This is a genomic window from Stenotrophomonas sp. SMYL86, from assembly GCF_036320025.1.
GTDB classification, from domain to species: Bacteria; Pseudomonadota; Gammaproteobacteria; order Xanthomonadales; family Xanthomonadaceae; genus Stenotrophomonas; species Stenotrophomonas maltophilia_A.
Window position 1 is genome coordinate 201,156 of the sequence record NZ_JAWIRU010000002.1, and the last position, 14,927, is coordinate 216,082.

Genomic DNA, 14,927 nt, shown 5'->3' on the forward strand with positions numbered 1-14,927 from the left:
GGCTGGTCATCCCGCCCGTGGAACATTCGCGCCGTTATACTCATTCCATTGTGTCACCCTTGGCTTCATTGAATTCTTTTGAAATCAATGGCTTGAGGTGCTGGCTGACCTGACATCCACAATACGGACGCCCCCAAGGCGCCTGTTGGAACCCAATCACGCCATGCGTCTTTCCACGATCAAGCTGTCCGGCTTCAAGTCGTTCGTCGATCCGACCACCCTGCACCTGCCGACCAACATGACCGGCGTGGTGGGGCCCAATGGCTGCGGCAAGTCGAACATCATCGACGCCGTGCGCTGGGTCATGGGCGAGAGCTCGGCCAGCCGCCTGCGCGGCGACTCGCTGACCGACGTGATCTTCTCCGGTTCCAATGCCCGCAAGCCGGTCTCGCAGGCCACCGTCGAGCTGATCTTCGACAACTCCGACCACACAATCTCGGGCGAGTACGCCTCGTTCAACGAAATCTCGGTCAAGCGCACGGTCAGCCGCGACGGCACCAGCAACTATTACCTCAACGGCACCAAGTGCCGTCGCCGCGACATCACCGATCTGTTCCTCGGCACCGGCCTGGGCCCGCGCAGCTACTCGATCATCGAGCAGGGCATGATCAGCCAGATCATTGAGGCGCGCCCGGAAGACCTGCGCGTGTACCTGGAAGAGGCGGCCGGCATCTCCAAGTACAAGGAGCGCCGCAAGGAGACCGAGACCCGCATCCGCCACACCCGCGAGAACCTGGACCGGCTGGGCGACCTGCGCGACGAGATCAGCAAGCAGCTCGAACACCTCAAGCGCCAGGCCAAGCAGGCTGAGCAGTACCAGGCGCTGCAGGAAGAGCGCAGGGTCAAGGATGCCGAGTGGAAGGCCCTGGAATTCCGCGGGTTGGACGGTCGCCTGTCCAAGCTGCGCGAAGGGCTGTCGCAGGAAGAGACCAAGCTGCAGCAGCTGATCGCCGATCAGCGTGATGCCGAGGCCCGCATCGAGACCTCGCGCGTTCGACGCGAAGAGGCCGCCGACGCGCTCAACACCGCGCAGGCTGCGGTCTATCAGGTCGGCAGCACGCTGGCGCGCCTGGAGCAGCAGATCCAGCACCAGCGCGAGCTGTCGCAGCGCCTGCACAAGGCGCGCGACGAGACCCGCCAGGCGTTGGCCGAACTGGGCCAGCACATCAGCGGCGACGAAGCCAAGCTGATGGTGCTGCGCGAGGCGGTGGAGGCCGCCACCCCGCAGCTGGAAGAACTGCAGGAAGAGAACGAGATCAAGCAGGAAAGCCTGCGCGAGGCCGAGGACCGGCTGGCCAGCTGGCAGCAGCGCTGGGAGCAGCACACCTCGCAGAGTTCGGAGGCGTCGCGCGCCGGCGATGTCGAGCGCACGCGCGTGGACTACCTGGACAAGCAGATCCTCGACGCTGACCGGCGTCGCGAGGCCCTGGCCGCCGAGCGCGCCGGGCTGGACGTGGACGCGCTGGAAGAAGCCTTCGAGCAGCTGCACCTGCAGCACGACACGCAGAAGACCGCGCTGGATGAATTGAGCGAAGACGTCGAGCTGCGCAAGCAGGGCGTGGCGACGGTGCAGGAACAGCAGCGCAATGGCCAGAACGAACTGGCCGAACTGCGCAAGCAGGCCAACGGCCTGCGCGGTCGCCTGGCTTCGCTGGAAACCCTGCAGCAGGCTGCGCTGGGCCAGGAGCAGGGCGCTGCCGTGGCGTGGCTGAAGGCGCGCGGGCTGGATTCGGCGGCGCGTGTCGGCGAACGTCTGGACGTCGATGCCGGCTGGGAAAATGCGGTGGAAAGCGCGCTTGGCCAGTTGATCGAAGGCGTGCTGGTCGATGACCCGGGCAGCCTGGTTGATGCCCTCGGCGAACTTGGCGAGGGCCACATCGCACTGGTCGCCAACGATGGCGCGGACCTGAAGGTCGCGCCGACCTCGCTGGCGGCTCGCGTGCGTGGCCCGGCCGCGATCCGTCGACTGCTGGCACACCTGCACGCAGCCAAGGACTTGTCCGAGGCGAAGGTGTTGCAGGGCACTCTTCCGGAAGGCGATTCGATCATCACCCAGAGCGGCGAGCGCCTGGGCCAGGGCTGGCTGCGCGTATCGCGCTCCGGTGCAGCCCAGCAGGGCGCGCTGCTGCGCGAACGTGAGATCAACGAGCTGCGCGAGCAGATCGAGCAACTGCAGGATCGCGAAGCCGAGCTGGAAGAACAGCTGAGTGGTTTCCGTGAGCAGCTGCAGGCCGCCGAGCAGCAGCGCGAAGACGCACAGCGTGCGCTGTACCAGGCCCATCGTGCGGTCTCTGAACTGGCTGGCCAATTGCAGGGGCAGCAGGGCAAGGTGGAGGCGGCGCGCACGCGCATCGACCGCATCGAAGGCGAACTGAAGCAGCTGCAGGAAACGCTGGAAGCCAATAACGAGCAGGCGCGTGAAGCGCGCTCGCGGTTGGAAAACGCGGTCAGCAGCATGGGCGACCTGGAATCGACCCGGCAGCGGCTGGAGGGCGAGCGCCGACAGCTGACCGAGGCCCGCGACCTGGCCAGAGACGCCGCGCGAGCAGTGCGCGAGCGCTCGCACTCGTTGGCGCTGACCCTGGAATCGCAGCGGGCGCAGCTGGCTTCACTGAGCCAGGCGCTGGAACGCATGGGTACCCAGCGCGGGCAGTTGGATTCGCGACTGGGCGAACTGCATTCGCAGTTGGACGAAGGTGATTCGCCGGTCGAGTCGCTGCAGGCCGAGCACCAGAATGCACTGGAAGAGCGCGTGCGGGCCGATCGCGTGCTGACCGAGGCGCGCACGCTGCTCGATGGCATCGACGCCGAGCTGCGTAATTGCGAACAGACCCGCCACCAGCGCGACGAACAGGCGCTGGCCCAGCGCGAGCGTATCTCGCAGCGCAAGCTGGACCAGCAGGCGCTGGTGCTCAGCGCGGACACCCTGCAGGGCGCGGTGGAGAAGGCCGGGTTCGTACTGCAGGACGTGCTCAACGCATTGCCCGAGGACGCCCGCCTGGGCGACTGGGAGCAGGCCGTGCACCAGATCGATGGCCGCATGCGCCGGCTGGAGCCGGTCAACCTGGCCGCCATCCACGAGTACGGCGAGGCTTCGCAACGCTCGGATTATCTGGATTCGCAGCACACCGACCTGACCACGGCGCTGGAAACCCTGGAAGATGCGATCCGCAAGATCGACCGCGAGACCCGCGGTCGTTTCAAGGACACCTTCGATCGTGTCAACGCTGGCGTGCAGGCGCTGTACCCGCGCCTGTTCGGTGGCGGCCACGCCTACCTGGAACTGACCGGTGAAGACCTGCTCGACACCGGTGTGACCATCATGGCGCGTCCGCCGGGCAAGCGCGTGTCCAGCATCTCGCTGCTGTCCGGCGGCGAGAAGGCGATGACCGCGGTGGCGCTGGTGTTCGCCATCTTCCAGCTCAACCCCGCGCCGTTCTGCCTGCTGGATGAGGTGGACGCGCCGCTGGACGAAGCCAACGTCGGCCGCCTGGCCAACATGGTCAAGGAAATGAGCGAAAAGGTGCAGTTCCTGTTCGTCAGCCACAACAAAGCGACGATGGAGGCCGCGCACCAGCTGTCGGGCGTGACCATGCGCGAGCCGGGCGTCAGCCGCCTGGTCAGCGTGGACCTGGAAGAAGCCGCGCGATTGGCGGGCGCGGCCTGACGTGCCATCCTAGTTACCTGAATGAACTAGCCGGAGAACCTATCGAATGTCCGACACGGCACTGTTGCGCATCGGCATCCTGGCCGCCGGCCTGCTGTTGATCGCCGCGATCTTCCTGTTTGGCCGTCCGAAAAAGAAGCCCCAGGGGCGCCGCGTGGAAGGAGCGGAACCGACCAGCGGCGAGCGCCGCGAACCGGTACTGGGCGAAGACGGCGTCGCCGTGGCCGATGGCCGCGTCGAACCGGGCATGGGCACGGAAGGCGAGCAGGCCGAACTTGGTCTGGGCGAAACCGACCCGGGCGCCAGTGATCTCGGCAAGCGCGCCACCCAGGATTTCGACAAGATCGTCTCCTTGTTCGTGGCTGCCCGGGCCGGTGAACAGCTGCGTGGCGAAGACATCGTGGTGGCGGCCGAGAAGACCGGCCTGGTGTTCGGCCACATGAACGTGTTCCACCGTCTGGTGGAAGGCCACCCCGAGCGCGGCCCGATCTTCTCGATGGCCAGCATCATGAAGCCGGGCAGCTTCGACATGGCCAACATCCGCGCCATGGAAACCCCGGCCATCGCCTTCTTCCTGACCCTGCCGGCGCCGCTGACCGCGCTGGACGCCTGGGAGAAGATGCTGCCGACCGTGCAGCGCATGGCTGAACTGCTGGATGGCGTGGTGCTGGATGACAGCCGCAATGCCCTGGGCCGCCAGCGCATCGCACACATCCGTGACGAGCTGCGCGCCTACGACCGCCAGCACCAGGCCCCGCCGCTGACCAAGACCCCGCGCTGGTAAGCGCCATGGCGTGCCGACCAACGGTCGGCACCCACCCCGACCAACGGTCGGCACCCACAACAGTAGATCCACGCCATGCGTGGATGGGGCGAACCAAGGTTCGCCCCCACCAACAGGTTCAGGCCGGCACGCCGGCCACCTTCGCGAACGCGCGGCAGAACGCCGCCATTTCCTCTTCGGTGCCGACGGTCACGCGCACGCGCTGTGGCCAGATTGGCCAGCTGCGTCCGATCACCACGCCGTTGTCCGCCATCGCTTTGGCGAACGCGCTGCCATCGCGTTGCACGTCGACCACGAAGCAGTTCGCTTCCGACGGCACGCAGCTGAAACCACGCTTGCCCAGCCATGCGATGGTGGCCTGGCGCACCTTGGCATTCTGCAGGCGGCGCTGTGGAATCAACTGCGGATCGCGCAGGCTGGCCAGTGCCGCCGCCAGCGCCGGCACCGGCAGCGGGTTGTCGCCCAGGCTGGCCAGCTCGCGCAGGCGGTCGGGATGTGCGGTCGCCACGCCCAGGCGCAGGCCGGCCATGCCATATAGCTTGGAGAACGTGCGCAACACGATCAGGTCATCGCGCTGCGCCACCTGCGCGATCAGGCTCGGCTGTTCGCTGTACTGCAGATACGCCTCGTCCAACAGCACGCGGGTGGAACCGGGCTTGTGGGCCAGAAGCCAGGCGAGCTCATCCGGTGGGCTGATCGAGCCGGTCGGGTTGTTGGGGTTGCACACATACAGCAGCCCGGTCGGGCGTGCGTGTGCGGCGGCGACCATCGCACGCAGGTCGTGTGCACCGTCCTCGCGCAGCGGCACTTTCTGCACGTGTGCACCGTGTGCGGCGGCGACCTCGCCGAGCGTCTCGAAGGTCGGGTCGGCCACCACCAGCCCCGCCTGCGGGCCGGTCCATAGCACGGCGGCGCGGTTCAGCGGCTCGCTGGAACCTGGATACAGCCGCACGTGATCAGCCGGAATGCGTGCCTGTTCAATAAAGGCATCGCGCACCTGGCCCGCCAGTTCGAAGCGGTAGCGGCCGCAGCTGGCGGTGCTGTCGCGCGCCGCCTGCTGGGCGGCGGGCGAGGGGCCGTACGGGCATTCGTTGAAGTTCAGTAGTACGGCGCCTTTGGCAGGGGCTGGGGCGGCGGCTGTCGCGGGTTGGGCATGGCCGAGCTGCGGCAGCCCGGTGCCGGTGACGGCGAGGCCAGCACCAGCCAGTTGCAGGAAGCGTCGACGGGAAGCGGGCAGGGTCACGGGCGGGATTCCGAAGGGAAGACCGTCGCACGCTAGCGCCGGTGGGCGTGGGCGGCAAGCTGCTCTTCTGCGGAGTCGAACCATGTTCGACTGTAAATGTGCCAACCAAGGTTGGCACCTACCAGAGCGGGAGGGTGGTTGGCACGTACCAGAGCTGGGGAGTGGTTGGCACGTACCAGGATGGGGGAGTGGTTGGCACGTGCCAGAGCGAGGGAGCACCAGTCGAGCAAGCTCGACGCTACAAAGGCGGCGGCGTTACAGGGGCTGACAGCCGGGCGCGGTAGAATCCCCGGCCATCCCAGAACCACCGGATCCCGATGAGCCCCAGCCCCGCCGAACGCGCCGAAGACCTTCGCCGGCAGATCGCCCAGGCCAACCGCGCCTACCATGAGCTGGACGCGCCGGAGATCCCCGACGTCGACTACGACCGGATGGTGCGCGAGCTGGAAGCGCTGGAGCGCGAGCATCCGGAGCTGGCCCGTGCCGACAGCCCGACCCAGCAGGTCGGTGCGCGCCCCTCCGGCCGCTTCCCGGAAGTGCGCCACGCGGTGCCGATGCTGTCGCTGTCCAATGCCTTCAGCGACGAGGAAGTGGCGGATTTCGTACGCCGCATCGACGAGCGCCTGGGCCGTCGCAGCCTGCGGTTCTCGGCCGAGCCGAAGATGGACGGCCTGGCGATCAGCCTGCGCTACGAGGACGGTCATTTCGTACTCGGCGCGACCCGTGGCGATGGCAGTACCGGCGAGGACGTGACGGCCAACCTGCGCGAGATCGGTGATATTCCCAAGCGGCTGCACGGCAAGGACTGGCCGGATGTGCTGGAGGTGCGTGGCGAGGTCTACATGGCCCGCGCCGACTTCGAGTCCTACAACGAACGTGCGCGCCTGCAGGGCGGCAAGGTGCTGGCCAACCCGCGCAACGCCGCCGCCGGTTCGCTGCGCCAGCTCGACCCGAAGATCAGTGCGCAGCGCCGGCTGAGTTTCTTCGCCTACGGCACCGGCGAAGTGCAGGGCGGCGAGCTGCCGGACACCCATTCGGGCACACTGGCCCAGCTCGGTGCCTGGGGCTTCCCGGTCAGTGAGCTGTGCAAGGTCGTGGAAGGCACCGACGGCCTGCTCGGCTACTACCGCGATATCGGTGAGCGCCGCGATGGCCTGCCGTTCGATATCGATGGCGTGGTCTACAAGCTGGATGACCGCGCCGGCCAGCAGGCCATGGGCTTCGTTTCGCGTGCGCCGCGCTGGGCCATCGCGCACAAGTTCCCGGCACAGGAACAGAGCACTACGGTAGAGGCGATCGAGATCCAGATCGGCCGCACCGGTGCAGCCACACCGGTCGCGCGGCTGGCGCCGGTGGCGGTGGCGGGCGTGATCGTGTCCAACGCCACGTTGCACAACGCCGACCAGATCGCACGCCTGGATGTGCGCGTGGGTGACAGCGTGATCGTGCGCCGCGCCGGTGATGTGATTCCGGAAGTGGTCAGCGTCATCCTTGATCGCCGCCCGCCGGGCACCACGCCGTGGCAGATGCCGACGCGCTGCCCGGTGTGCGGCTCGGAAATCGTGCGCGAGGAAGGTGCTGCCGCATGGCGCTGCTCGGGCGAACTGTCCTGCCCGGCGCAGCGCAAGGAAGCTATCGCCCATTTCGCCTCGCGTCGCGCGATGGATATCGATGGCCTGGGTGACAAGTACATCGAAACCCTGGTCGACGCCGGCATCGTCAGAAGCGTGGCCGATCTGTACCGGCTCAACCGTGACCAGCTGCTGCATCTGAAGCTGGTGCTGGATGCCGAGGACCCTTCCGCACTGGCGGCTGCGCTGAAGCTGCACCTGCCCGCCGAAGGCAGTGGTGCGGTGCTCAATGCGGTGCTCAAGCTGGATGGCAACGATCCGGGCTGGCGCGCACAGGCGCTGGCACAGCCGGCCAGCTTCGAATGGAACACGAAGAAGATCGCCACCAAGTGGGCCGACAACCTGATCGCGGCAATCGACGCCAGCCGCGCGGCCACGCTGGAGCGCCTGCTGTTCGCGCTTGGCATCGAGCACGTGGGTGAGAGCACGGCCAAGGCGCTGGCGCAGTGGTTCGGTGACCTGGAGCTGATCCGCCACCTGCCGTGGCCGCTGTTCAAGCGTGTGCCGGACATCGGCGGCGAAGTGGCGCGTTCGCTGGGTCATTTCTTCGAGCAGCAGGGCAACCAGCAGGCCATCGATGACCTGCTGCAGGTCGGTCAGGTGCGCATCAGCGATGTGCATGCGCCCAGTGCCAAGCTGCGCGAAGGGCTGGATCTGGCGCAGCTGCTGGTCGAATCGGAGATCCCTGGCATCACCCGCCTGCGCGCCGAAAAACTGGTCGCTGCGCTTTCCGGCGCGCAAGCAGTGCTCGACGCCGAGCATGGCCAGTTCGTCAACGCCGGCCTGCCCGATGACACTGCACGCGGCCTGGCTGCGTGGCTCGATGCAGATGGCCATGGCGCGATGTTGCTGGCGGCCGAGAAGGCGATGCAGCAGATCTTGGCCAAGGCGCCGGCGCTGGCCGAGATCGTGGCCGGCCCGCTGGATGGGCAGACCGTGGTGCTGACCGGCACCCTGGCCCAGCTCACCCGCGATGCCGCCAAGGAACGCCTGGAAGCGCTGGGTGCCAAGGTCTCCGGCAGCGTGTCGAAGAAGACCAGCTTCGTGGTGGCCGGTACCGAGGCCGGCTCCAAGCTGGACAAGGCGCAGTCGCTGGGCGTGCCGGTATGGGACGAAGACCGCCTGCTGGCCTACCTCGCCGAACACGAATGATGACCCCGCCGGGTGCCTGGCGCCCGGCATGAAACACAAAGGAACACCGATGCAGACCGCTCCGCTGGATTTCCGCCTGGCCACCCGTGCCGACGAAGAACTGTTGATCGCGTTGATGCGCGAGTTCTATGCCGAAGACAAGATCGACTTCGACGACGCGCGCGTGCGTCGCGGCGTGGACGCGCTGCTGGCCGATCCGCGCAATGGCGAGGTGCTGCTGTGGCTGGACGAGGCCGCCGAGGTGGTGGGCTACGCAGTGATCGCGATGGGTTTCAGCCTGGAGCAGGGCGGCCACTTCATGCTGCTGGACGAGCTGTACCTGAGCCACCGCGCGCGCGGCCGCGGCCGCGGCAAGCAGGCGCTGGCCATCTGCGAACAGCGCGCTCGCGGGCGTGGCGTCAGCCGCCTGCGGCTGGAAGTGAACCACCACAACGAACTGGCCCGGCGCCTGTACCTGGCCAGTGGCTACATCGATGACACCCGCGATCTGCTGACCCTGCCGCTGGATCATCCGCGCCCGGAGGGCATCCTGTGAGCGAGGCCCTGCTGCGCGCGCTGCAGCAGCGTGCCGCGCTCAACGCGCTGGTGCGCCGCTTCTTCGCCGATCGCGATGTGCTGGAGGTGGAGACGCCGATCCTGTCGGTGGCCGGCAACACCGAGCCGAACATCGACAGCTTCCATACCGATTTCACCGGCCATGTCGATGCCGGTGGCCGCCGCCGCTGGCTGCGTACCTCGCCGGAGTATCCGCTCAAGCGCCTGCTGGCGGCGGGCGTGGGTGACTGTTACGAACTGGGCCGGGTGTTCCGCAACGGCGAGGCGGGCGGCCGCCACAATCCGGAATTCACCATGCTGGAGTGGTACCGGGTCGGTTGGGACCACCATCGCCTGGTGCAGGAAACCGCCGAGCTGGTCGGCCAGGCGCTGGCCCTGGTCGGGCGCAGTGCGACGCTGCGTGTGCTCAGTTACCGCGAGCTGTTCCAGCAGTACGTGGGTGTGGATCCGTTCGATGCCGACGAGGCCGCGCTGCGTGCCGCGCTGGGCGAGGTACATATCGACCCGGTCGGGCTGACCCGCGATGACTGGCTGGATCTGCTGATGACCCATCATATCCAGCCGCATTTCGATGACGCGGTGATGACCGTGGTCCACGATTGGCCTGCCAGCCAGGCCGCACTGGCGCGCATTCGAGCCGGCACGCCGCCGCTGGCCGAGCGTTTCGAGCTTTATCTGGGGGCCGTGGAACTGGCCAACGGCTATCACGAACTGAACGACGCGCACGAACAGCGTGCGCGATTCCAGCGTGACCTGCAGCGCCGCCATGAGCGGGGCCAGGTGCAACCGTCCGTGGATGAGGCGCTGCTGTCGGCGTTGCCATCGATGCCTGCCTGCGCTGGCGTGGCGGTGGGTGTCGATCGGTTGTTGATGGCGATGAACCGCACGCCGCGTATCGCCGATGTGCTGGCCTACGACTTCGCCCACGCGTGAGCGCGGTGCGCACGTTCCTGAACATCGAAGACTGAACGGAATTCCGCGTTTCCGCGCTTGCTTCGGTAAGCAGGATGATGCTCTTATCACAGCAGATGCCGGACACTGGCACGCAGTTCATCCATTCCTGCTGGGGAAGGCTTTGGTCAAGTGGTTTGCGGTTGTCGCTGCACCGGTGTACTCCATCGCGCTCTGGGGTGCCTGGCTGCCGTCATCGGCGTCGGCCCAGCAGGCGGGCTATGACGGCGAAGTGGTGACCTGCGAATCGCGCGACATGGGCTGGGTGCATTGCGATATCGACGTCAGCAATGGCATCGACCTTGTGCGCCAGTTGTCCAGCAACAGTTGCATCCGTGGCAGCGAGTGGGGCACCGACCGCAGTGGCGTGTGGGTCACCCTTGGCTGCCGCGCCGAGTTCCGTGCGCGTCGTGCGGAAGGTGCAGCGCCTGCGGCAACGGAAGGCAAGCGCCTGGTCCGCCGTGTGGTGCGCTGCGAATCCAATGGCCGCCCGCAGAGTTGCCCGGTGCGCCTGGACGGGGCGCCGGTGCGCCTGCTGCGCCAGCTGTCGGTGCTGCCGTGCCGCGAAGGGCAGGGCTGGGGCTACAAGCGCAATGAAGTCTGGACCAGCCGTGGTTGCCAGGGCGATTTCGAAGTGGCTGACGAGGACGGCCGTTTTGTCGACGTGCCACGCCGCCTGACCTGCGAGTCGAAGTCGAAGAAGCGCCGCTTCTGTGGGGCGAGCATTTCGGTCGGCGCGGTCGTTACCGAGCAGTTGTCCAGCACCCCGTGCGAGGAAGGCAACACCTGGGGCTGGAACCGCAACGGGATCTGGGTGGACGGCGGCTGCCGCGCCGAATTCTCGGTGAATTGAGCCCGGGCAGGCTCCAACCACGCGGGGCGTGGCCCTACAATGGGCCCATGAACACTGCCTCCGACATCGACTACGCCCGTTATGACCACATCCGCCCGATCCTCTGGACCGGCGATGCCCTGCAACTGCTGGACCAGCGCAAGCTGCCGTTCGTGGTCGAGCACGTGGTCTGCCATGACAGTGACGAAGTTGCCAGCGCCATCCACGCGCTGACCGTGCGTGGCGCGCCGGCGATCGGCATTGCCGCAGCCTGGGGTGTGGTGCTGGCGGCGCGGGACGTGCAGGCCGCTGATGGCGCGCATGCGCTTCAGCAGTTGGAGCCGGCGCTGCAGCGCCTGAACGCATCGCGCCCGACCGCCGTCAATCTGGCCTGGGCGCTGGCGCGCATGCGTCGCTGCCTGAACGTCGCCGGCGCCGACTGGAAGGCTCTGCTGGAAGCCGAAGCGCAGGCCATTGCCGAGGAGGACCTGGCCGCCAACCGCCACATGGGCGCGCTGGGCGCGGGCCTGATCGAGGCCGGCAGCGGCGTGCTGACCCACTGCAACACCGGCTCGCTGGCCACCGCCGGCTTCGGCACGGCACTGGGCGTGATCCGTGCCGGTATGGCCCAGCACCGCATCGCCCGCGTGTTCGCCGGCGAGACCCGTCCGTGGCTGCAGGGCGCACGCCTGACCGTGTGGGAACTGCAGCAGGATGGCATCGACGCCACCCTGATCGCCGATTCGGCAGCCTCGCACCTGATGAAGACCGGTGCGGTGCAATGGGTGATCGTCGGCGCCGACCGCATCTGCGCCAACGGCGATACCGCCAACAAGATCGGCACCTATCAGCTGGCCATCGCCGCTCGCCACCACGGGGTCAAGTTCATGGTGGTGGCGCCGTCCTCGACCGTGGACATGGAGACCGTGGATGGCAGCCAGATCGAGATCGAGCAGCGCGACCCGGGCGAGCTGTACGGCGTGGGCGGTACCCGCACCGTGGCCGAAGGCATCGCCGCCTGGAACCCGGTGTTCGACGTCACCCCGGGTGAACTGATCGATGCCATCGTGACCGAGCGCGGGGTGATCCTGAACCCGACCATCGAGAACATGCGCGCCGCCTTCGGCGGGTGAGGCACAGGGGAGGGGGCAGCGTGACCTCCGCCCCCGGTAGTGCCGGCCGCTGGCCGCGCGCCCCCCTAAGTTCCTGATTTGTGCCGGTAAAATCCCCGTAAATGGAGGCAGGGAACGGCCTGTTGTGGTAGTATCCACAGGTTGAATCGAGGTTCCGGCACGACCCCCTCCCGCAGAGGGCTGCGCCGGACTGGACCGCTACCAGACAACGGAACCCGAATGGCAGAAAACGCCAAGGAAATCATCCAGGTCAACCTGGAAGACGAGATGCGCAAGAGCTACCTCGATTACGCCATGAGCGTGATCGTGGGCCGCGCGCTCCCGGATGCGCGCGATGGCCTCAAGCCGGTGCATCGCCGCGTGCTGTTCGCGATGAACGAACTCAACGCGCACAGCAACAAGCCCTACTTCAAGTCGGCGCGTATCGTCGGTGACGTCATCGGTAAGTACCACCCGCATGGCGATCAGTCGGTGTACGACACGCTGGTGCGCCTGGCACAGCCGTTCTCGCTGCGTTACATGCTGGTCGATGGCCAGGGTAACTTCGGCTCGATCGATGGCGACTCCGCCGCGGCGATGCGATACACCGAAGCGCGCATGTCGCGCCTCGCGCATGAGCTGATGGCGGACATCGACAAGGAAACCGTCGATTTCCAGCCCAACTACGACGAGAAGGAACTGGAGCCGACGGTCATGCCGACCCGGTTCCCGAACCTGCTGGTCAACGGTTCGGCCGGTATCGCGGTGGGCATGGCCACCAACATCCCGCCGCACAACCTGAGCGAATCGATCAACGCCTGCATCGCGCTGATTGATAATCCGGAAATCGATGTCGACGGCCTGATGGAGTACATCCCGGGCCCGGATTTCCCGACTGCCGGCATCATCAATGGCACTGCCGGCATCGTCGCCGGCTATCGCACCGGCCGCGGCCGTGTGCGCATCCGTGCCAAGGCCGATATCGAAGTGGCCGACAACGGCCGGGAATCGATCATCGTCACCGAAATTCCTTACCAGGTGAACAAGGCGCGTTTGATCGAGAAGATCGCCGAGCTGGTCAAGGAAAAGAAGATTGAAGGCATCAGCGAGCTGCGCGATGAGTCCGACAAGGACGGCATGCGCATCTACATCGAGATCAAGCGCGGTGAATCTGCCGAGGTTGTGCTGAACAACCTGTACCAGCAGACGCAGATGGAATCGGTGTTCGGCATCAACATGGTGGCGCTGGTCGATGGCCGCCCGCAGTTGATGAACCTCAAGCAGATGCTGGAGGCGTTCGTCCGCCACCGTCGCGAAGTGGTCACCCGTCGCACCGTGTTCGAGCTGCGCAAGGCGCGCGCCCGTGCCCACGTGCTGGAAGGCCTGACCGTTGCGCTGGCCAACATCGACGAGATGATCGAGCTGATCAAGACCTCGCCGAACCCGAATGAAGCACGCGAGCGCATGCTGGCGCGCGTGTGGGAGCCGGGCCTGGTCGGTGCGATGCTGGGTGCCGCCGGTGCCGAAGCCTCGCGTCCGGAAGACCTGCCCAAGGGCGTGGGCCTGATCGAGGGCGGCTACCAGCTGACCGAGATCCAGGCCACCCAGATCCTGGAAATGCGCCTGCACCGCCTGACCGGGCTGGAGCAGGACCGCCTGACCGACGAGTACAAGCAGCTGCTGGAAGTGATCGCCGGGCTGATCCACATCCTGGAAGATCCCGACCGCCTGCTGCAGGTGATCCGCGAGGAGCTGGTCAACGTCAAGGCCGAGTTCGGCGACGAGCGTCGTACCGAAATCCGCCACAGCGAAGAAGATCTCGACATCCTCGACCTGATCGCGCCGGAAGACGTGGTGGTCACCGTGTCGCATGCCGGTTACGTGAAGCGGCAGCCGGTGAGCGTGTACCGCGCACAGCGCCGTGGCGGCCGCGGCCGCAGTGCGGCAGCGACCAAGGAAGAGGATTTCATCGAACAGCTGTGGCTGGTCAACACGCACGATACGCTGCTGACCTTCACCAGCTCGGGCAAGGTGTTCTGGCTGCCGGTCTACCAGCTGCCCGAAGCCGGTTCCAACGCCCGCGGCCGTCCGATCATCAACTGGATCCCGCTGGAGCCGGGCGAACGCGTGCAGGCCGTGCTGCCGGTGCGCGAATACGCCGATGGCCAGTTCGTGTTCTTCGCCACCAAGAACGGTACGGTCAAGAAGACCCCGCTGGGCGAGTTCGCCTTCCGCCTGGCGCGCGGCAAGATCGCGATCAACCTCGACGAGGGCGATGCCCTGGTCGGCGTCGGCCTGACCGACGGCGAGCGCGACATCCTGCTGTTCGCCTCCAACGGCAAGACCGTGCGCTTCGGTGAAGACAAGGTCCGCTCGATGGGCCGTACCGCAACCGGCGTGCGTGGCATCAAGATGCCGGCCGGCGAGGAAGTGGTCAGCCTGATCGTGGCCGAGAGTGCCGGTGGCAGCGAGGACGAGAACGAGGACGACAACGGTGTCGAGGAAACCGCAGCCAATGGCGATGCGGTGATCGACGGCGCCGATGACGCCAGCGTGCAGTACATCCTCACCGCCACCGAGAACGGCTACGGCAAGCGCACCCCGCTGCCGGACTACCCGCGCAAGGGCCGTGGCACGCAGGGCGTGATCGGCATCCAGACCACCGAGCGCAACGGCAAGCTGGTCGCCGCGGTGCTGATGGGCTCCAGCGACGAAGTGCTGCTGATCTCCGATGGTGGCACCCTGGTGCGTACGCGTGGCTCGGAAATCAGCCGCGTCGGCCGCAACACCCAGGGCGTGACCCTGATCCGCCTGTCCAAGGACGAGAAGCTGCAGGCGGTGGAGCGCATGGATGCCTCGATCGACGAGGACGAGGACGAGGTGGCCGTCGCCGCCCCGGCCGCGACCGACGGCGCACCGGCTGCTGCCAGCAGCGAGGACGCCGCGCAGGAGTGATCCTGCCGCGAGCCTGAGGTACCCGACGACGCCGGCCCTGTGCCG

At 66.9% G+C, this 14,927-nt stretch carries 9 protein-coding genes; 8 read left to right on the forward strand and 1 reads right to left on the reverse strand.

Features of this window, described 5'->3' with window-relative positions:
- The first annotated feature begins 163 nt into the window (after positions 1 to 163).
- Both smc and zipA read left to right on the forward strand, forming a co-directional pair.
- Positions 164 to 3,667, forward strand: coding sequence for a chromosome segregation protein SMC (gene smc / locus V3B64_RS03515; protein ID WP_329913623.1), 3,504 nt, complete (start codon positions 164 to 166; stop codon positions 3,665 to 3,667).
- A gap of 46 nt (positions 3,668 to 3,713) precedes the next feature.
- Positions 3,714 to 4,451, forward strand: coding sequence for a cell division protein ZipA (zipA, locus tag V3B64_RS03520; RefSeq protein ID WP_006376490.1), 738 nt, complete (start codon positions 3,714 to 3,716; stop codon positions 4,449 to 4,451).
- 118 nt (positions 4,452 to 4,569) lie between these two features.
- Here zipA and V3B64_RS03525 read toward each other — a convergent pair whose 3' ends face one another.
- Complete coding sequence (locus tag V3B64_RS03525) at positions 4,570 to 5,694, reverse strand: pyridoxal phosphate-dependent aminotransferase (RefSeq protein WP_329913624.1); 1,125 nt, start codon at positions 5,692 to 5,694, stop codon at positions 4,570 to 4,572.
- 311 nt (positions 5,695 to 6,005) lie between these two features.
- Between V3B64_RS03525 and ligA the strand changes: the two genes are divergently transcribed.
- From ligA to gyrA, 6 genes are all read left to right on the forward strand, one after another.
- Positions 6,006 to 8,477 (forward strand): NAD-dependent DNA ligase LigA, encoded by a 2,472-nt coding sequence (gene ligA, locus V3B64_RS03530; protein ID WP_180837543.1) that lies wholly within the window; start codon positions 6,006 to 6,008, stop codon positions 8,475 to 8,477.
- Between the two features lie 49 nt (positions 8,478 to 8,526).
- Complete coding sequence (locus tag V3B64_RS03535; protein ID WP_032127684.1) at positions 8,527 to 9,012, forward strand: GNAT family N-acetyltransferase; 486 nt, start codon at positions 8,527 to 8,529, stop codon at positions 9,010 to 9,012.
- Positions 9,009 to 9,965, forward strand: coding sequence for an EF-P lysine aminoacylase EpmA (gene epmA / locus V3B64_RS03540; protein ID WP_032127685.1), 957 nt, complete (start codon positions 9,009 to 9,011; stop codon positions 9,963 to 9,965). Before V3B64_RS03535 ends, epmA begins: the two co-directional genes overlap by 4 nt.
- 142 nt (positions 9,966 to 10,107) lie before the next feature.
- A complete protein-coding gene (locus tag V3B64_RS03545) occupies positions 10,108 to 10,836 on the forward strand; it encodes a DUF3011 domain-containing protein (RefSeq protein WP_032127686.1) in 729 nt (242 codons plus the stop codon).
- A gap of 47 nt (positions 10,837 to 10,883) precedes the next feature.
- Positions 10,884 to 11,948, forward strand: coding sequence for an S-methyl-5-thioribose-1-phosphate isomerase (mtnA, locus tag V3B64_RS03550; protein WP_049400195.1), 1,065 nt, complete (start codon positions 10,884 to 10,886; stop codon positions 11,946 to 11,948).
- 219 nt (positions 11,949 to 12,167) lie between these two features.
- A complete protein-coding gene (gyrA, locus tag V3B64_RS03555) occupies positions 12,168 to 14,882 on the forward strand; it encodes a DNA gyrase subunit A (RefSeq protein ID WP_049400193.1) in 2,715 nt (904 codons plus the stop codon).
- Positions 14,883 to 14,927: the final 45 nt, after the last annotated feature.